The organism is Campylobacter ureolyticus (assembly GCF_027277485.1).
GTDB classification, from domain to species: domain Bacteria; phylum Campylobacterota; class Campylobacteria; order Campylobacterales; family Campylobacteraceae; genus Campylobacter_B; species Campylobacter_B ureolyticus_B.
In genome coordinates this window covers 40,751-59,898 of the sequence record NZ_JAPXGQ010000010.1, presented here as the reverse complement: position 1 = coordinate 59,898, position 19,148 = coordinate 40,751, and the positions used below count along the sequence as shown (strand labels likewise).

The 19,148-nt window shown below is 27.6% G+C and carries 17 protein-coding genes; 3 read left to right on the top strand and 14 right to left on the bottom strand.

From position 1 onward, the window contains the following. Positions 1-41: 41 nt before the first annotated feature. From pckA to argH, 3 genes are read left to right on the top strand one after another with little or no spacing between them, the layout of a single operon-like run. Positions 42-1,619 carry a phosphoenolpyruvate carboxykinase (ATP) gene (gene pckA, locus O6B72_RS06870; RefSeq protein ID WP_269492649.1) on the top strand — a complete coding sequence of 526 codons (1,578 nt, stop codon included), beginning with the start codon at positions 42-44 and terminating at the stop codon, positions 1,617-1,619. Next, entirely contained in the window at positions 1,594-2,925 is a 1,332-nt protein-coding gene (locus tag O6B72_RS06865; RefSeq protein ID WP_156847652.1) for a CAP domain-containing protein, read from the top strand. The genes pckA and O6B72_RS06865 overlap by 26 nt, the downstream gene beginning before the upstream one ends. After that, entirely contained in the window at positions 2,926-4,317 is a 1,392-nt protein-coding gene (argH, locus tag O6B72_RS06860; protein ID WP_156847651.1) for an argininosuccinate lyase, read from the top strand. A gap of 43 nt (positions 4,318-4,360) precedes the next feature. Here the strand turns inward: argH and O6B72_RS06855 are convergent, their stop codons facing one another. The 14 genes from O6B72_RS06855 to O6B72_RS06790 all read right to left on the bottom strand — a co-directional run bounded on the left by O6B72_RS06855 (position 4,361) and on the right by O6B72_RS06790 (position 19,147). Continuing rightward, the gene (locus tag O6B72_RS06855; RefSeq protein WP_156847650.1) at positions 4,361-5,050 is read right to left on the bottom strand and encodes a hypothetical protein; all 690 of its coding nucleotides are present in this window, start codon (positions 5,048-5,050) and stop codon (positions 4,361-4,363) included. Positions 5,051-5,143: 93 nt separating this feature from the next. Continuing rightward, positions 5,144-5,830, bottom strand: coding sequence for a hypothetical protein (locus tag O6B72_RS06850; RefSeq protein WP_156847649.1), 687 nt, complete (start codon positions 5,828-5,830; stop codon positions 5,144-5,146). Between the two features lie 155 nt (positions 5,831-5,985). Beyond that, the gene (locus O6B72_RS06845) at positions 5,986-6,837 is read right to left on the bottom strand and encodes a universal stress protein (RefSeq protein ID WP_018712405.1); all 852 of its coding nucleotides are present in this window, start codon (positions 6,835-6,837) and stop codon (positions 5,986-5,988) included. A gap of 81 nt (positions 6,838-6,918) precedes the next feature. Then, positions 6,919-9,081, bottom strand: a complete 2,163-nt coding sequence (locus O6B72_RS06840) for a polyribonucleotide nucleotidyltransferase (RefSeq protein ID WP_258299144.1) — start codon at positions 9,079-9,081, stop codon at positions 6,919-6,921. Then, positions 9,066-9,776: a hypothetical protein gene (locus tag O6B72_RS06835; RefSeq protein WP_016645988.1), complete on the bottom strand. Its 711-nt coding sequence runs from the start codon at positions 9,774-9,776 to the stop codon at positions 9,066-9,068. Before O6B72_RS06835 ends, O6B72_RS06840 begins: the two co-directional genes overlap by 16 nt. Then, positions 9,773-12,010, bottom strand: a complete 2,238-nt coding sequence (locus O6B72_RS06830) for an LPS-assembly protein LptD (RefSeq protein ID WP_269492648.1) — start codon at positions 12,008-12,010, stop codon at positions 9,773-9,775. Before O6B72_RS06830 ends, O6B72_RS06835 begins: the two co-directional genes overlap by 4 nt. Next, complete coding sequence (locus O6B72_RS06825) at positions 12,000-12,422, bottom strand: RDD family protein (RefSeq protein ID WP_016645990.1); 423 nt, start codon at positions 12,420-12,422, stop codon at positions 12,000-12,002. The genes O6B72_RS06830 and O6B72_RS06825 overlap by 11 nt, the downstream gene beginning before the upstream one ends. Next, entirely contained in the window at positions 12,419-13,666 is a 1,248-nt protein-coding gene (gene purD / locus O6B72_RS06820; protein WP_269492647.1) for a phosphoribosylamine--glycine ligase, read from the bottom strand. The genes O6B72_RS06825 and purD overlap by 4 nt, the downstream gene beginning before the upstream one ends. A 254-nt stretch (positions 13,667-13,920) precedes the next feature. Further along, positions 13,921-14,565 (bottom strand): uroporphyrinogen-III synthase, encoded by a 645-nt coding sequence (locus O6B72_RS06815; protein WP_101636454.1) that lies wholly within the window; start codon positions 14,563-14,565, stop codon positions 13,921-13,923. Next, positions 14,558-16,681: an MMPL family transporter gene (locus O6B72_RS06810; protein WP_269492646.1), complete on the bottom strand. Its 2,124-nt coding sequence runs from the start codon at positions 16,679-16,681 to the stop codon at positions 14,558-14,560. Before O6B72_RS06810 ends, O6B72_RS06815 begins: the two co-directional genes overlap by 8 nt. After that, positions 16,678-17,193, bottom strand: coding sequence for a LolA family protein (locus O6B72_RS06805; RefSeq protein WP_269490345.1), 516 nt, complete (start codon positions 17,191-17,193; stop codon positions 16,678-16,680). The genes O6B72_RS06810 and O6B72_RS06805 overlap by 4 nt, the downstream gene beginning before the upstream one ends. Beyond that, complete coding sequence (locus O6B72_RS06800; protein WP_269490346.1) at positions 17,190-17,591, bottom strand: acyl-CoA thioesterase; 402 nt, start codon at positions 17,589-17,591, stop codon at positions 17,190-17,192. The genes O6B72_RS06805 and O6B72_RS06800 overlap by 4 nt, the downstream gene beginning before the upstream one ends. Continuing rightward, positions 17,572-18,462 (bottom strand): LpxL/LpxP family acyltransferase, encoded by an 891-nt coding sequence (locus tag O6B72_RS06795; protein ID WP_101636450.1) that lies wholly within the window; start codon positions 18,460-18,462, stop codon positions 17,572-17,574. Before O6B72_RS06795 ends, O6B72_RS06800 begins: the two co-directional genes overlap by 20 nt. Further along, on the bottom strand, positions 18,449-19,147 hold the full coding sequence (locus O6B72_RS06790; RefSeq protein WP_258299154.1) for a glycosyltransferase family 2 protein: 699 nt from the start codon (positions 19,145-19,147) through the stop codon (positions 18,449-18,451). Before O6B72_RS06790 ends, O6B72_RS06795 begins: the two co-directional genes overlap by 14 nt. Position 19,148 lies beyond the last annotated feature (1 nt).

The following is a 19,148-nucleotide window of genomic DNA, read 5'->3' as shown; positions in this document are numbered from 1 at the left end:
TTAAAAATAAGATAAAAAATTTATTAAAAAAGGATTTAAAAATGGTAAATGACTTGGACAAACTAGGACTTACAAACATAAAAGAGATATATCACAATCTTAGCTACGATAAACTTTTCGAACATGAAGTTAAAAACAAAGAAGGTAGAGTAAGTGATAATGGAACTTTTATGGTTGATACAGGTATTTTTACAGGAAGAAGCCCAAAAGATAAGTATTTTGTGAAGCAAGACCCATCGCAAAAGTATATTGCTTGGGGAAATATCAATAAACCTATTTCAAAAGAACTTTTTGATAAACTTTATAAAAAAGCAAAATCTCAACTTTCAAACTCAGAAATTTATATCCAAGATGCGTTTTGTGGCGCAAGTATTTCAAGCAGAAAAAGCGTTAGATTTGTAACTCAAGTTGCGTGGCAAGCACATTTTGTAAAAAATATGTTTATCCGTCCAACTGAAGCAGAACTAAAAGAATTTCATCCTGAATTTGTAGTGTATAACGCTTGTAAATGCGTGAATGAAGAGTATAAAAAAGATGGTCTTAATAGTGAGGTTTTTGTCATTTTTAATATTGAGGAAAATATTGCTGTAATTGGCGGAACATGGTATGGCGGAGAGATGAAAAAAGGAATTTTTTCAATGATGAATTATTGGCTTCCACTAGAAGGAAAACTTTCAATGCATTGTTCTGCAAATATTGGTAAAGATGGCGATACAGCTTTATTTTTTGGACTTAGCGGAACTGGAAAAACCACTCTCTCAACTGATTCAAATAGACAATTAATAGGCGATGATGAGCATGGCTGGGACGATGATGGTGTATTTAATTTTGAAGGTGGATGCTATGCAAAGTGCATAAATTTAGATCCAAAAAGTGAACCTGAAATTTATGCAGCTATCAAAAAAAATGCACTCTTAGAAAATGTTGTAGCTGATGAAAATGGAAAAGTTGACTATAGCAATGGCAGTAAAACAGAAAACACAAGAGTAAGTTATCCAATAACTCACATTAAAAATAGAAAAGAAAATTCACAAGGAAATCACCCTAAAAATATCATCTTTTTAACAGCAGATGCATTTGGTGTTTTACCGCCTGTTGCAAAGCTAAACAAAGAGCAAGCAATGTATTATTTCTTAAGTGGATATACTGCAAAAGTTGCAGGAACTGAAAGAGGCATAACTGAGCCAGTTGCAACATTTAGTGCTTGTTTTGGAGAGGCATTTTTACCACTTCACCCAACAGTCTATGCAAGACTTTTGGGTGAAAAAATAGATAAGCACGAAGTTAATGTATATCTTGTAAACACTGGCTGGAGTGGTGGTGAATACGGCATTGGCAAAAGAATGAGCATAAAAGCTACAAGAACTTGCATAAATGCTATTTTAGATGGAAGTATAAATAAATGTGAATTTGAAAATTTTGATATTTTTAATATCTTAATTCCAAAAGAGCTTAATGGCGTTGAAACAAAGCTTTTAAACCCAATAAAAGCTTGGGCTGATAAAAAAAGATATGCCGAGTTAAAACTAAATTTAGCAAAAAGATTTATAGAAAATTTCAAAAGATATGAAGATGTAAAAGAAGGCGTTGAGTTTGCAAAAGCTGGACCAAATTTATAAGCTTTTAATTGCTTTCTCGCTGCTTTTTTTACTAAGTGCATGTGATGATAAAAAAGATCTTAAAACTCCACTAGAACCAACTGGTGGAGTTATTTCAAATAATGCATTAAGCTACTTAAATTCTTTAAGGCTTAACTCAAATCTAAGCACACTTTCAAAAAATGATATTTTAACAACCTCAGCACAAAATCATGCAAAATATACTTTTACAAACAAGGTCGATTCGCATAATGAAGTTTCAAATTTGCCAAATTTCACAGGCACAACCCCAAAAGATAGAGCTTTTAGTGTAGGATATTTTACGCAAATTAGTGAAAATTTATCAGTTGGCGCAGAAGACGAAGTTGCCTCAATTGATGGATTAATGAGTGCGATTTATCACCGTTTTGGCTTTTTAGATACAAAAATAAATGAGATTGGATATGCCAAATTTGGTGATGAAAAATCTCAAAATTTCGTTTATAATATGGGAAATTCAAAACTAAATGATTTTTGCAAAAAGGCAAAATCTGATGATGGATATGGTAAATTTTATACAAAAGTTTGCAAAAATGAAAATGTTGCAATTTCTGGGGATAAATATAACTCTTTAAATAGAATTGATAAAAATGAATATGTTTATTTTCCAAACTCCAGCCAAACAAAAGCATTTTTTAGTAGAGAGACTCCTGATCCAATGCCTGAGTGTAAAATTACTGCAAATCCTGTAAGTATCGAATTTAATGAGTTTAGAAAACCTGTAAAAATGAAAAGTTTTAAGGTTTTTGAAAACGAAAATGAGTTTAAAAATAGTAAAATTTTAACTAAACAAAATGATCCAAATTCTATTTTTAATGAATTTCAATTTGCATTTTTTTCAAAAGATGTATTTAAGTTTAATCAAGATTATAAAGTTTTATTTTCCTACATTCAAGATAATAAAGAAAAAAACTTAGAATGGAGTTTTAAAACATCATCGCCTAAATTTCCATATTTTGTTGTAAAAGATGGTGATAAAATAGGCGTTGAGGCAAATAAATGGTATAGCATATTTTTTGAGCCCAATGATTGCAATGATGTTTTTACAAGCTACAAAACAACATATAGGTTCATGAAAAAGCCACTTATTGAGTCAGTTGATACAAATTTAATAAATATAAATTTAAGTGGTTCAAAAAATGCAAAACTTACTATAAAAACAGATAATGGAAAAAAAATAACTGTCTATATCACAAATAGTTCTGGTGGTTTTTTTATAAATAAACTTTATTTAGGCGTTATTTTAGTTATAATTTTAGCTTTATTTTTTATAATTAGGAGAAGATAAATGCAAAAAATGTGGGAAGGAAGATTTAAAGAGGCAAGTTCAAAACTTTTAGAAGACTTTAATGCTTCAATTAGTTTTGATAAAACTTTATATAAAGAAGATATTAACGGCTCAATAGCCCACGCTACAATGCTATGTGAATGTGGCATTTTAACAAATGATGAAAAAGATAAAATTTGCAATGGGTTAAATCAAATTTTAAATGAGATTGAAAATAACAAATTTGAATTTAAAATAGAAGATGAAGATATTCATATGGCTGTTGAAAAAAGACTAAGTGAAATTATCGGCAAAGAAATAGGTGGAAAACTTCACACAGCAAGAAGCAGAAATGATCAAGTTGCACTTGATTTTAGGATGTTTGTCCTAAATAAAAACAAAGAAATTTCTAATTTATTGCTTAAATTGATAAAAACATTAAATGAGATTGCTAAAAAAAATTTAAATACTTTAATGCCTGGCTTTACCCATCTTCAACATGCTCAACCAGTTAGCCTTGCGTTTCATCTATTAGCTTATGCAAATATGTTTAAAAGAGATTTTGAAAGATTTCAAAATAGCTTTGAAAGAAATAACTTTTTACCACTTGGAGCATGTGCATTAGCAGGAACACCACATCCAACTAATAGAAATATTACAGCAAAATTATTAAATTTTACTGCTCCAACACAAAATGCAATGGATAGTGTGAGTGATAGAGATTTTGCTTTAGAAATTTTATTTAATATAAGTGTTATTTTTATGCACACTTCAAGACTTTGCGAAGAGCTTATTTTATGGAGCTCACAAGAGTTTAAATTTATTGAGATAAGTGATAGATTTGCGACAGGCTCAAGCATAATGCCACAAAAGAAAAATCCTGATGTAGCTGAGATAATACGCGGAAAAACAGGTAGAGTTTATGGAAATTTAATATCACTTTTAACTACTATGAAGTCTTTACCACTAGCATACAACAAAGATATGCAAGAAGACAAAGAAGGAGTTTTTGATAGCGTAAAAACAGCTACTTCATCACTCATAATATTAAATGAGATGCTAAAAACTGCTCTATTTAAAAATGAAAATATGAATAAAGCTTGCCAAATGGGACATTTAAGCGCAACTGATCTGGCCGATTATCTAGTAAGTAAAAAAAATATTCCTTTTAGAGAAGCTCATTTTATAACTGGCAAATGTGTGGCATTAGCTGAAAGCAAAGGAATAGATTTAAGCCAAATTTCACTTAAAGAACTACAAAGTGTTAATGAAATTTTTGATAAAGAGGCTTTAAAAGTTTTAGACTTACATAACTCAAAAGAAGCTAGAAAAAGCTTTGGTGGAACAGCAAATAAAAGCGTTTTAGCTCAAATTGAATTTATAGATGAGTTTTTAAAAAATAGTGAAATTTAAATTTTTACGAGCAAATTAGAATTCCAAGAGTACTTTTGGAATTTTAATTTGATAATTTATTTGAATTTTTGTTTAACTCTTTTTTAAAATATCTGTATTCGCTTATTAAATTTAAAGGTATAGATAGCCAAATTGATAGTGGTAAAAATATAGCGACAACAACACATAGCAATGCCATAAAAAACCCAAGTTCTTTTCCCTTAATAGCATAATTATCATACAACAAGCCAATGTATAAAACAGCCATAAAAATCGTTGAAAAATTTATATATAAAAATGACTTAAATAGCGGAATTTCATTTATTAACTTGTAAAATTTATCCACTACTGAGATGGAACATAGATAAATAAATATACATGCTAAATAAATGCTTAAAGATATATATAAATTATTTAATGTGTATAAATTTATAAGACAAATATAAATTGGTAATAAATTTAGCAACATACCAAATAAATACTTTTTTGACAACTTATAATCATAAAGATAAAATGCTTTTAAAACTAAAATTATAGAAAAAAATAAAATATATATTTTATAAAAAACAGCTTCAGATAAAGATCCTATTAAAATGTCAACAATATCTATTTTATTATAGTTATATCTATTAACACAATCCAAACCACCAAAATACATAGCAAAAGCCATACCAACTAAAAATATAATAGCTTGAACTTTAACTAAAAAAATTCTTTTTTTAGTTAGCAATATTTGAGATTTTTCATTTAGCATCTTTTTCCTTTTTACGCCACAAATTTATAACTTTTAAAATTATAAATCTTTTTAGTTATTATTTGGTTGTAAAAAACATTACAATTAAAAATTTTATTTGCTTATATTTAACTCTTTTTTAAAATATCTATATTCTTTTATTAAATTTATTGGGATAGATAGCCAAATTGATAGTGGTAAAGTAAACCAAAAAATAAGCATGACTAATACAAATACAAATGTTTGTTCTATAAAAATTATCCCGAGTTTTGATAAACTATTTAATATCTCTACACCATACAATATCAACATATAAATTTCTAAGATATTTATGAATATAAATGACCTAAATAAAAATATTTCATCGATTGATTTATAAAATTTATACATTAAGCATACTGAGATAGCGTATATAAAAATACAAATTAAATACAATGTACTTACTAAATAAAGTGAATCATATGGCGTTTTATTGGTTGATATAAATAAACAAAATGGAAAAATATTTAAAAATAAAATCAATAAATATTTTTTTATTTGTTTCAAATTTTTAAAATAAAATAATTTGCAAAATAAAATCAAAGATAAAAATATAATATATATTTTATAAAAAATAGCTTCAAAAAAAGATCCTATTAAAAAGTCGAAAACACCTATTTTGTTATCGTTATAGCTATCAACACAATCCAAACCACCAAAATACATAGCAAAAGCCATACCAACTAAAAAAATAATAGCTTGAATTTTAACTAAAAAAATTCTTTTTTTGGTTAGTGATATTTGAGATTTTTCATTTGTCATTTTAGTTCCATTGCACTACAATTTTACAACTTTGAAAGTTATAAAATATTTTTATCTATTTTATCTTTTAAATTTTTTATAAAATTTTATAGTACCGCCAAGTATTTATATAATAAATTTTAGATGATAAAATAGCCCAAAAAGGGCTATTGAATTTACATCATTACAGGATATTTTGTATTTTCAAGGAAGTATTTTGAAGCTCCACCTAAGAAGATTTCTCTAATTCCAGTATTTGTGTCAATGCCTGCTACAATCATATCAACTTCGTATTTATCAGCTGCTTTTAAAAGTGCTTGACCTGGAACTTTGCCTTCTGTCTTTACGACTTCAAAATTAGGATTAATACCATGAATATCAAGATAGTTTAAAATTCTTCCTTTTGTTTCATCCATTCCATCTTGTAAATAATGTTGAGAAGTTATACAAAATACCTCTTTTGCATTTTTAATGATTGGAAGTGCATTATGCAATGCTCTTGCACTTGATGTGCTACCTGTTAAGCTGAGTAAAATTCTATCTGCTTTAAACTCGGTCATTTTTCTTGGAAATGCAATAGCTGGCTTACCACTTTTTACAACAGAAGCTTCAAAAGTGCCTGTTATAACGCCATGCGGAGGAACTGCGGCCACTACTAAATCACAATATTTAGAGTGTTTTTCAACAAGTTCAGACCTTGTTCCAAGCATATTTCTTAAAAATGCACTATTTTTAGTGTGCTGATCCTCACTATATGTTATCCCAAGCTTTTTGCATTCCTCTTTTACAATTTTTTCATTTAAACTTTGCTCTTCAGCGAGTTCCTCTTTTGCAGTTCTTAAAAACTCATCAAGCATTATTCCGCCCCTAAGAGTCATTCTAGTATTATAAACAGTCTCAGGATCAAGCTGGCAAGCAATAATGCTAAGATGAGATCCAAAATACTTATTTATAAGTAAAGCTGCATGAATTCTCTCTCTTAGCTCTTCTCCGCCACCGATTGGAAAAAATAACTTTTTAAAATCCATATTAAATCCTTTTTAATGTATTTTACTTATTCTACTTTTTATTTACTAACAATGCCCTTAACTTTTAAATTTGCTTATTTTTTAAACAAGCTTTAAAGATATTTTGTTACCTTTTTGCCCATCTACTGCAACTTTTACTATATCGCCCTCTTTTAGTTCATCTTTTATATTTGATATGTGAAGCAATCCATCAACCCCATCTCTTAAACTAATAAATACTCCAAAAGGCATAACGCTTTTAACTTCACCTTCAAATTCTTCACCTATTTCAAATTTGATATTTTTTTTATGATCTTTTTTTGGGCCTTTAAATTTATTATCTTTTTTTACAATTTCAAGAATCTTTTCCTTTGCTTCATAAACTAAATTTTTATTTTTACCGAGAATTTTCACTTCGCCGCTATCTCTATCAAGATCAATTGTAACTAAATAATCATCAACTAAGCTTTTTATTGTTTTTCCACCTTGTCCGATGACATCTACCATTTTGTTTGGATCGATATTAAAAATTTCAGTTTTAGGCAAAATTTCATCATTTACCTTTATTTTAAGATCAGCTTCATTCATTAGATTTAATATATGCTCTCTTCCTTCTTTTGCCTGATAAAGAGCTTCTTTTAAAACATCAAGGCTAATTCCACCAAGCTTTATATCCATTTGAAGAGCAGTTATACCATCAAGTGAGCCAGCAACTTTAAAATCCATATCTCCATCATGATCTTCAAGTCCCATAATATCGCTTAAAATAGCATGTTTTCCATCTTCGAATATAAGTCCCATTGCAATTCCTGCAACTAACTTATAGGTATTTACTCCAGCTGCTCTTAGAGCTAAAGATCCCCCGCAAACTGTTGCCATAGAGCTAGATCCATTACTTTCAAGAATTTCACTAACCAGCCTTATAACTTCTGCATTTTCTAAATCAACACTTGGAGCTAAAGCTCTTTTAGCTAAATTTCCATGGCCAAGTTCTCTTCTTCCAGGACTTTTTAAAGGACTTGCTTCGCCGACACTAAATCCTGGGAAATTATAATTTACCATAAATCTCTCGCTTAGCGGTTCACTTTGAGTTAAAACATCACTTATTTGAGCATCATTTTCACTGCCAAGTGTCGCAACTACCAAGGCTTGTGTTTGACCTCTTGTAAAAAGACAACTTCCATGAGCGCTTGGAAGAATGTTTGTTTCAATGCTTATTGGTCTAATTTCTTTTAAGCCTCTTCCATCAGCCCTAACATTTTCATTTATAATTTGACTTCTTACGATTTTTCTTTTGTATTTGTTTAAAACAGTTGAAATAACTTCTTCTTTCCAGTCCAAATTTAGTGCCATTTCACCATTTGATATTTTTTTGACTATTTTGTTAAGCTCGGTTGCTCTTTCGCTTTTTGCCATTTGGTTTATAGCGAATCTAACCTCATCTTTATAATTTTCATCAATAAATTTAGCTATCTCCTCATCTTCCATTTCTGGATTTAACTCCAAATCCAATTTAGTTTTTCTAGCATCTTTAAAGGTATCTTCATAAATTTGACTTCCATTTAATATGGCTTTTCCAGCAAAATCTATAGCCTTTACCATCAATTCTTCATCAAATTCATTCATATTCTGATTTGGAGTAAAATTTAAAGCATCAAGTGGATCGTTGGAAATTTCTTTTTTATCATTTTTTTGCGGGATTGAGCGCATTTCTATCATTAAAAGCTCATCTTTAACACCTGCAACATAAAGATCCAAGACACTCTTATCGAGTTCTTTATTTGTAGGGTTTAAAACAAACTCATTATCTATCATAGCAACTCTAACACCACAAACTGGTGCATCTACAGGAATATCACTTAGATACAGCGCCATACTTGCTGCATTTAGTGCCATAACTTGCAAATCAACTTCGCTATCAGCTGATAAAACAAAAACAACTATTTGGGTAGGATAAGCATATCCTTTTGGAAAAAGTGGTCTTAAACTTCTATCAATTATCCTTGAAGTAAGTGTTTCAAAATCCCCTGGTTTAGTCTCTCTTTTAATATAACCACCAGGAATTTTTCCTGCTGCGTATTGTTTTTCTATATATGAAACAGTTAAAGGTAAAAAATCTCCTTCTACTTTTTCATCTTCTCTTGCAACAGTTGCTAAAACAACTGCATTTTTAATTTGTAATAAAACAGCCCCCGCGGCTTGTTTTGCAACCTTATCAACATCATAAATTTCTAAATTGTTATTTATATCTACTCTATAACGCATGTTTCTTCTCCTTCTTTTTGTAACGGTAAATAATACGGACTTGTCTCTAAAATAGAAATAATTTTTTGTGGTGATAACTCAATCTTTTCTTCGTAATAAAAATCAACATTTACAAAATTTGTAATGTTTCTAACTGTGTAAATTTGATCTACCATTGAGTTTAAATTTGCTACCATATCACTTGCTATAAGTGGTGTTGCGTAACTCAAAGATTTTGGATTTAAACCAATAATTGACTTTAAGCAAACCAAAGCTGTAACGCCCGATTCACAACCTTCATCCAAAAGTAAAATATCTCTATTTTGAAAACTTTGTATTAATTTTCCTTTTCTATATTTATAAATATTTTTTAAAATACTTTCTTCATATTTTCTGTTTGCCTCTCCATAAACATAATCCATGCTAATATTAAATGAATTAACAAGCTCTTCTAGGTAAACAATTTCTTCTGTTTCACTAACCATACCTATAACGCAGTCTTTATTTAATGGAGAGTAAATTTTTTCAGTAAATAAAAATTCATAGTTAAGCTTTAACATTTTTGCAAGCTCATCAACTAATAAAACTGAAGCTAAAGATGGCACGATTATCAATGGCTTTGTTCTTAGTATATCATCAACTGGCAAGATATCATACAGTGCCTTTGCTGCCTCAATCTGATCTTTAAAAATTAGATTTTTTCTTGGAATTATCATTTTGATATATCTTTATCATAATCTATATTTTTAGATACATCATATCCAACACCACCAAAAGGATAGAAATTTATAAAAAAGTAAAATGCTCTTTTTCTGTTTGCTTTTTTATAGTAAAAATTACTTGAAGTTTTTGGCTCTAAATCCTCTTGGTAAACAAATGTGTAATTCCAACATTTTCTATTGCGAGTCAGACCCAAACGCCACATTTTACTATATGAACGCTCTAAATCATACTCATATTTAGCAAAAAGCTTGTAAAAATATGGTAAATTTAAAGATGTATCTAAAATCAAATAATTATCTTTATCGTATTTTTCAAATCTTTTTATATTTTCATACGAGTGAGAAAGTCTGGCACTAAAAGTCTTGTCTGAGTATCCAACATAGCTTTGAACTTTTTCAAAGCGTTTATTTTCATTTGAGTACTCAAATTTATTACCCAAATTTAAACCATTTGAAAAGTACAAATCAAGTCTATGAATTAAATTTCCAAATTCTTTATCTTCAAAATCATATTTTTGTTTTAATGAGTGACGAAGAAATTTTCGACCGTTTTTATTATAAAGATACTCTGTAAAATTTGCCATTAAATTTCTTTGGGTATAGTCTTTGCCTAGCTCGCCCAAAAAATTATCTTCATAATAAAGTCTATTAGCCATATCTTTTAAGGCATTGCTATTTACAATATTTTTATCTTTATCATAGTTATATTTAAATTCTTTAAACAATCTTTGATTTATATCGCCACTTTGATATCCTGGAATCAAGTATGAAAGATCTAAATTCATCGTATGAAAATAGCTTTCATACGATTTTGCAATATCTGTACCAAGAAAAAATTTATGGTAGTTATTTACATAATCGCTACTTTTGTCCTTGTAAAATTCACCATTTTGATATATGTAATTTTTACTATAGTCAATATGAGTTGCATAAAGTGCTTCTGTAAATTTGAAATTTAACCAATCATTAAGTATTGGAGTTGTAAAAACAAGTGGAAGATTAAACTCATATTGTTTGGCTGTGACACCAACTTTTCTAGTGTAATTATGAGCTTTAAAATCAGTCGAGTAAAGCAAATTATCTAAAAAAACAGAATTTGCAAATTTATGATAATGTAAAGTTGGAAGCTCTTGTAAGGTATCATCGTTTTTAAAATTATTTTTACTATTTAATTTATCAGTATCGATATAATATCTTGCATAAGTTCCGAAATAATGTTCATCAGTTGTTAGATAGTAATTAAGCTTTGAAGTAGCAAGTGAATCTCCATCTTCATTGTTTCCACTTTTTTCTTTTAAATCATAATATTCCACATCGTTTATATTAGTAAATCTAATCCATAAATTTTCTTTAAACTCTCCATTTACTAAATACCCTAAGAGCTTGCTTCTATCGTAGTCAAACTCATATCCATGATGTTTTTCGTTTTTATACTCTAATCTTTCTTGCGCTCTTTTAAAATTATCAAAAACCCCACCTCTAATTTCTCCATAAGAATAAGGCGAATCAGCAAATCTAAAAGTAGCATAAATTCCAAATCCGCGAGTTGTTCTAACCTGTGGGTCAAGTTGTAAATCCCAACTTTCATAAGGAGCAAAATAAATTGGTTGTTTATAGTAAAACCCTTCTTTTGAGATATAGCCAATTTCTGGTATTAAAAGCCCTGTTCTTCTTGTTTTATCAGTTGGAAAACCAAAGTATGGAAGATACAAAACTGGAACATTTCCTACATAAAAAACAGGATTAAAAAGATGCAAAAATTTAGTTTCTTTGTTTAATTTCCCACTAGTATATTTTATCTTCCAGTCAGGATTATCTATATTGCAGCTCGAAACAACTGAGTTTTTTGTTCGGTAGTATTTTTGATCAGTGCAGCTTGTTTTGTTTTGCATCCAAATCTCAGCTTCTTTATCCATCATAAAATTTTCTTTGGCAAAATTTTCTTTATTTTTTAAATCTAATTTTAGATAAGTTGTTTTTGAGGTTTCGTTTTTACCTTTAAGTAAATTTACATTTCCAAAAAACTCAGCAACTTCATTTTTTTCATCATAAATAGCCATATCAGAAGTTACTAAATAATCTTTTGAATACATTATAACATTTCCATTTGCATGGATTTTTGTATCAATTTTTTTTACATTATCTGCTAAAAACTCTACATCCTGAACATTGGCGCAAATAGATGAAATTATAAAAAAGATTAAAAAAAATATTCTTTTATTCAACATTTACCACCAAAGTCTTAGCTACTTTATCGTGCCAAGTTTGTCTTAAAGGATCAAAAAAAGCCCAAGCAAAACCTAAATAAAAAATCGCCTCGCTAAAAAATCTAACTAAGGCTCTTGAAAGCGATGCCCAAAAGCTAGGATTTTCTTTATCTTGGTTTATACACTTTATCTTTAAAGCCTTTTTGCCAAGAGTAGCGCCATAATAATAGATAAAAAAAGTGTGGTAAATAAGTCTTATCACAGTTTGAGGCACCAAAAAAAGAGGTGCAAGATTTGCAATATCTTCAGGTGTTGAGGCATTTAAAATTTGATTATAAAATATAACTATTATCAAAAAAGATACTATAAGCTCATCTATTAAAAAAGCAAATGATCTTTTGCCAAATGAAGCAAGACTTACTTCATCATTCATTTATTCACCTGATAGGCTATGTCACTTCTATACTGCATGCCATCAAATTTTATTTTTTTGCAGAGTTCATAAGCATTTTTAGTAGCTTGCTTTATGGTATCGCCTTTTCCAACACAAACTAAAACCCTACCGCCATCTGCATAAAGCTCCCTATTTTTAGAACTTACCCCTGCGTAGCAAATATGAGAATTTTCAGGTATTTCTTCTATTTTTATAAGTTTTTCAGGTGAACTTTTATATGGATAATTCTGGCTTGCCACCACAACACCAACTGCAAATTGATCTTTTAAACTTATCGGTTTTAATCTTCCAACTGCTGCCTCATATAAAATTTCACTTAAATTTCCATCTATCAAAGGCATTATAACCTCACACTCAGGATCACCAAATCTAACATTAAATTCCAAAACATAAGGCTTGTTATCAACAACCATAATTCCCACAAAAAGCACTCCACAAAATGGAGAACCTTCTTTTTGCATACCACTTAAAGTAGGTTTTACAACTTCATTTTCTATTTTATTTATTAATTCTTTTGTTGCAAGAGGAGTTGGAGCATAAGCACCCATTCCGCCAGTATTTGGCCCCTCATCTTTATCTAGAAGTTTTTTATGATCTTGAGCTACTGGCAAACTTACAAAATTTTTACCATCACAAATTGCGAAAAAACTTAGCTCAAAGCCATCTAAAAACTCTTCAACTACAACTTTTTCTCCAGCATCGCCAAAACTTTTACCCTCAAGCATCTCTTTGGCTGCGTTTTTTGCTTCATCTTTATTATTGGCTATTATCACGCCTTTTCCAGCACACAATCCATCTGCTTTTACAACAATCTTGCCATCCATTTTATCTATAAATTTTGAAATTTCATCATAATTACTGCTACTTAAATACTTTGCAGTTTTTATGCCGTATTTTTGTAAAAAGTCTTTCATGTAAGATTTACTTATCTCAAGTCTAGCAGCAGCCTTGCTAGGCCCAAAAATAATTAAATTGTGTTTTTTAAAAATATCAACAACGCCTTTGCCAAGAGGCATTTCAGGCCCTGCAATTGTAAGATCAACGTTGTTATCTACAGCAAATTTTGCTAATTTTTCATAATCATTTATTTCTATATTTTCACCTAAATTTATAGTAGCACCATTTCCTGGGGCAAAATATATCTTATTTACAATTTTTTCTTTTTTAAGTTTTAAACCTATCGAATACTCACGCCCACCATTTCCAATAATTAAAATATTCAAACCAAGCTCCATAAATTTAGTAAAACCCAAGTGGTCGATGCATAGTTTTAGATTCGGCCCTATAAAAGCCAATCTTGCAAATAGGAGCTTTTTTTAGGTTGCAAATTCTCACTTTTTCAAGCTTAAACAAAATCACATCGCACCAAAAGCTCACATCTTCGCCATACTATTAGTGTTGGACCCTCATTTTTAACGCTGTCGATCCACTCAGGCAAAGAAATTATAACAAAAAAATACTTAAAAAATAGTTGCGTTTAATGATTTGTTAAATTTTTAGCTAAATTTATGCACTCATCTATACTTTGCTTTTGTGAAATAATTAAATTTTTGTGAGATGATAAAAGCTTTGCGGTGGCATTTCCAATTGCAACTATTTTATAGTTTTCATCTATTTTTCCAAAGTTTTTTATAAAACCTTCAACATTTGAAGGAGAACTAAATATTAAAGTACTTCCAAGTGGTGGCTTTAAGCTTTCATCTAAATTTAAAAACTTATTTTTATATGCAGTTATTTTTGTAAGAATTGCTCCATTTTCACTAAGGATCTCACCAACATCTGAAACTGTTTTTTCAGCTTTTAAAAATAGAGTTTTTTTACCTTTTAAAAAAGAAGCTATTTCATTTGCAAATTCATTTCCGTGAGAATTTTTCGCTGTATAAATATCACTAAATCCATACTCTAAAGCCTCTTTTGTAGAACCATCACCTATACTAAAAACTTTTAAATTTGCTTTTTTTATGTTGTTAAATTTTAAAGCCTTAATAGAGTTTTTTGAAGTAATAACTAAAGCTTCAAATTTATTTAAATCAACACTAAATTTTAAAAACTCTATTTCACAAACTTTTAAATTTTTAACTGCTTTCTTTTGTGTGTGAGATATGAGATAAATTTCATCCATTTATTTTGCCTTTTTTATTAGTTTTTACAGCAATATATGAGCTTATTATAGATACAATTAATAAATTTAAACTTACACTTAGCCCAAAGCTACAAACTGCAGAAGTATTGCTAAATGAAAGCATAAAAAATGAAAGAATTGATGTAAAGCTAGCTGTTACTATGCCAAAAACTCTTTTTGTAAAATCAAGATAAGAATTAAAAGCAAAAAGCATATAGTCAATTCCTGCTGCACTTGCCAAAATAAATCCAAAAATCGCAAAAATATCTATATTTTTACCAATAATTGTAAAAATAAATGCGGCTATTACCGAACTAAAAATTATGTAATATACTATAAAAAATGAGTTTTTGATATTTAAAAAAATGGCAAGAGCTATAAAAGCCACAATAAAACCAAATATTTTTATAAAAATAGCATCTAATTTAACTAAATTTAAATTTTCATTAATATCGCTTAAATAATCTACATAATCTGCATTGAAAGTTTTTAAAATTTTATAAAATTCATCATTTTTTATAAAATTTGAAGCTTTTATTATCTCCTTATTTTCTATAAAAAATTGTTTTGGATTTAAATTTAAAATTTCAAATATATCATTATAGTAAAGTATTTTTTCATTTATAACTTTATTAAATTCACCTAAAATATCTTTTTCGTCAAATCCTAAATTAGTATATAAATTCAATGTGCTTATATCGTTTTTTGCCATTTCAAACTGATTTTTTATCAATAATTGAGTTTTTTCATCGTTTATAAAATTTGTTATATACAAAGGATCTTTAATCAAATTTTTAGCCTCTAAACTCTTAACCAAATCAAAAGAAAATTCTTTATCGACTAAAATAAAATCACTTTTTATATTAAGCTCTTTAGCAAAAACAACTGTATCATTCATCAAGGTCGCAGGTAAATTTGCATACTCTTTAACATTATCTTTTAAATTTGGATTTAGAAAATATATAAATAGCGACATCAAAATAAATATAATAATACTAAATTTGAAATTTAAGTTAGTGTTGCTTAATATAAAAATATATTTTTCAAAAACACTTCTAAAAAAAATTTTATTTTTAAAAACTGTATTTTCAACAAAATCCACAAATTTAAAATAAGTAATCAAAAATGAAAATATCAAAGAAAAAATTGAAATACAGGCTATTTGATGTAAAAACTTCATTGGTGAAAGAAAAAATAAAGCATAACCAAAAGCTGTAATAAAAAGGGCTGTTAAAAATAAATTTCTAAGAGATTTTATACTATTTTTTCTACAAGGTGTATTCAAATTTGCACTCAAAAAGTGCATCGTAAAATCAACAATAAGCCCAATTAAGCTAGTTGATATAACAAGAGATAAAAAACTCAACTCCTCTAATAATATTAAACTCATTCCAAGTCCACACACAAGGGAAAAAATCACTATAAATATAATATAAAAAGCTCTAAAATTACTAAATGCAAAATATATAAAAATTCCTGTTAAAATAAGTGAAACTATACCAAAAATTGAGCTTTCTTTTTGTGCTGAAATTTTAGAATACAAACTATAAATTTGAGATGAGCTTACATAAACTTCATTAAAATTTTTAATGTTTTTATAAAAATTTAAAAGTTTTTCTTGGTTAAAATCATCTTTTAAATTATAACTTAACAAATAATAATTTTTTGTTTTTAAAAATCCTGTTTGAATATCAAAATCAGCATTTGTAAATTTTGGGAAACTAATCATTGAAAAAAAATCATCTTTTAAATTTGAACTTGGCAAATATAATTTTTTAATTGAATTTTCAAAAAAAACTCCATCTTTTAAATCTTTTAATTCATTAAATAGCACCAATTTTAGATCATAAATTTGATCTAAATCCATTGTATTTTTTTTAAATAAATTTGATGAGATTGCTAATTCACTTATTTTATAAGCATTATCTTTATTTTTTACTAATATGTTAAAAGTATTTTTAGTAGAATTTTGCAAATTTTTAATTGCAGCTGTTTTATATGATGAACTATCAATATCTAAAAGTGAAAAAAAATCAGTTTTTATTTTATGAATATTTAAAACAATACTTGCAGAAAAAAATATAAAAGTTATTATAAAAAATATATTTTTTTTCATTTTATATTAAAAAAATTATATATAGTTTGATCGCCATTTGATTCATTGAGAATTATTTTTTCCACATAGTTTTTACCATAAATTTCTATATTTTTAAAAATTTTTGCTATTATGCCAGTTGGTTTTAATACCACTTTCCAGCCATCTTTAAACTCTAATTTATAATCAAAATTTTGTTTTAATTTATCAAAATTTAAAGTAAAAATATTTAAAAAAAGCTCTTCGTCAAAATTTGAATTAATTTTAATGAAATTGCCATCTCTATACTCAAAAACTCCATCTTTATTAACCTTTATGCTTGCCTTAAAAGGCTTAGTGGTATTTTGCTCAAAAGTTTTATCATAAATTTTAAAAACGCCTTCACTTTTTATTGGATTTTTAAAAGATGCTAGAACTTTAGTTTGATTAAAATCTCCACTTATATCACTAATTTTAATCATACTTCTAAGTTTATCTTCATCGCTTGAATAAGAATTTACTAAAAAAATTAATATTAAAAAAATTTTTTTCATAATATACCTTTGATTATTTTTTTTAAAGTTTGTGGTGGAGCATAACAAGTTTGCATATTTTTTATATCAATACAAGCTTGCGAAGTTGTGGCTTTGCAGATGTTGATTGAATCTTTTTTAATTAGATATGAAAACTTTAAAAAACTCTCTATTTCTAAAAGAGTAATTTCTACTTCAAACTCATCACCGAAAAATAAAGGATTTATAAACTTAAAATCCATTTTAACTATTGGATATGCAAAACCATCGTTTTTCATCTTTATGTAGTCATATCCAATATCTTTCAGAAAATTACATCTTGCAACTTCTAAAAATTTAACATAATTTCCATGCCAAACAACATTTAAGCTATCTACGTCATAAAACTCAACTCTATTTTTATAAACTTTTTTTATCATCTTTACTCCAAAAGTCATAAAAATTAAACCACATACTTGGAAATTTTTTACAATTTTGTTCTAATAATTTTACATATTTTTCCAAATTTGGCCTTATATCTTTTTTTTCTATTTTTTTTGAAATTTCATCTACTTTTACATGATAAATTCCATCTTTTTTTATACACCAAAGTAAATTTACAGGGCATTTTAAAAGATATGCTAAATCAAATGCCCCAGTTGGAAACAAAGCATCTTTTCCTAAAAAATTAACTCTTAAAATTCTGTTTGAATCAATCGGCACCCGATCAGCCATAATGCATAAATGCCCGCCAGTTTGTAAAAAATTATCAAGCTTAATCATCTTTTCAATGTCTAAATCTTTAACTTCAAAAATTTCTATTTTTTTAGAGCTTATTTTATTTATTAAAGAATTAAATTTAAGCATATTTTTTGTATGAGCTAAAATCGCTAATTTTACATTATGTTTTTTATCGCTTAATGCCCTTGCTATTTCAACATTACCAAAATGACTTGCAATTATTATTGAACCATTTTTAGGCAAAACAAGTTTTTCTAAAAGATTTGTTTCATTTTCCAGCACTATATCTTCAAATTTAATTTTTCCAATCCAAACAGCAATTTTATCTGTGATACTAAGTGAAAAATTATAAAAATTTGAAAAAATTATTTTTAAATTTAAATTATCATATTTTAAGTTTTTATAAAAATTTTTTATGTTGTTTCTTTCATCTTTGCTAAGTGCAAAATATATTAAACTAATAGAAAAAATAATTGGTTTAAGTAAAAAGCTAGGAGAAAACTTTACTAAATAAAATGTTATTTTCAGTAAAAAAATAGTTCCTTTTTCTTTTTGATTATACCAAGGCATTTTTTAACCTTTTGAATAAAAACTTTGGTAGTGAAAAAAAACATCTCGCATGCATTTTACTTATTAAAATATTATCTCTAATCATTTTAAAATGTGAAATACTTTCATAATTAATCATAACCTCAACCCAGGCGAATTTATAATCAAATTTAAAATAATTAATCAAAACTTCTATGTCAAATTCCATCCTATTTGACTTGGTTTTTTTAAAAATTTCCTCATTTAGCGGATAAATTCTCATGCCTATCATTAAATCTTTAAAATGTCCCCCAAAAGTATTTATAAAAGCCCAAAAATTGGTAATTTTTCTACCATAAACTCTTGCTTTTGGAGCTGTTTGATTATATTTTCCATAACCACAAATTACAATATCTTTATTATTTTTATAAATTTCTAAGAACTCATCTATTTTACTTAAATCGTGCTGCATATCTGCATCTATTTGAAAAGCGTGAGTATAGTCATTTTTTATAGCATAATTAAATCCTGTTTTTAAAGCAGCACCTTTTCCTTTATTTTTATCATGTTTTAAAACCTCAATATCTAATGTTTCAAAATTAAAATTATCACTACTTCCATCATCAACTAAAATAATTGGTAAATTATATTGTTTTAAAATTTTGCATAGCTTTGAAATCTTTGCTGGATGATTATAATATGGTATCAAAAAACAAATTTTATTCAAA

Bases quoted from the DNA above. Each gene is read 5' to 3' on its own strand.
- O6B72_RS06810 (WP_269492646.1), bottom strand. From the start codon at position 16,681: ATGAAAAAAAATATATTTTTTATAATAACTTTTATATTTTTTTCTGCA.
- pckA (WP_269492649.1), top strand. From the start codon at position 42: ATGGTAAATGACTTGGACAAACTAGGACTTACAAACATAAAAGAGATA.
- O6B72_RS06845 (WP_018712405.1), bottom strand. From the start codon at position 6,837: ATGGATTTTAAAAAGTTATTTTTTCCAATCGGTGGCGGAGAAGAGCTA.
- O6B72_RS06815 (WP_101636454.1), bottom strand. From the start codon at position 14,565: ATGGATGAAATTTATCTCATATCTCACACACAAAAGAAAGCAGTTAAA.
- O6B72_RS06855 (WP_156847650.1), bottom strand. From the start codon at position 5,050: ATGCTAAATGAAAAATCTCAAATATTGCTAACTAAAAAAAGAATTTTT.
- O6B72_RS06840 (WP_258299144.1), bottom strand. From the start codon at position 9,081: ATGCGTTATAGAGTAGATATAAATAACAATTTAGAAATTTATGATGTT.
- O6B72_RS06800 (WP_269490346.1), bottom strand. From the start codon at position 17,591: ATGATAAAAAAAGTTTATAAAAATAGAGTTGAGTTTTATGACGTAGAT.
- argH (WP_156847651.1), top strand. From the start codon at position 2,926: ATGCAAAAAATGTGGGAAGGAAGATTTAAAGAGGCAAGTTCAAAACTT.
- O6B72_RS06805 (WP_269490345.1), bottom strand. From the start codon at position 17,193: ATGAAAAAAATTTTTTTAATATTAATTTTTTTAGTAAATTCTTATTCA.
- O6B72_RS06835 (WP_016645988.1), bottom strand. From the start codon at position 9,776: ATGATAATTCCAAGAAAAAATCTAATTTTTAAAGATCAGATTGAGGCA.
- O6B72_RS06830 (WP_269492648.1), bottom strand. From the start codon at position 12,010: ATGTTGAATAAAAGAATATTTTTTTTAATCTTTTTTATAATTTCATCT.
- O6B72_RS06795 (WP_101636450.1), bottom strand. From the start codon at position 18,462: ATGCCTTGGTATAATCAAAAAGAAAAAGGAACTATTTTTTTACTGAAA.
- O6B72_RS06825 (WP_016645990.1), bottom strand. From the start codon at position 12,422: ATGAATGATGAAGTAAGTCTTGCTTCATTTGGCAAAAGATCATTTGCT.
- O6B72_RS06850 (WP_156847649.1), bottom strand. From the start codon at position 5,830: ATGACAAATGAAAAATCTCAAATATCACTAACCAAAAAAAGAATTTTT.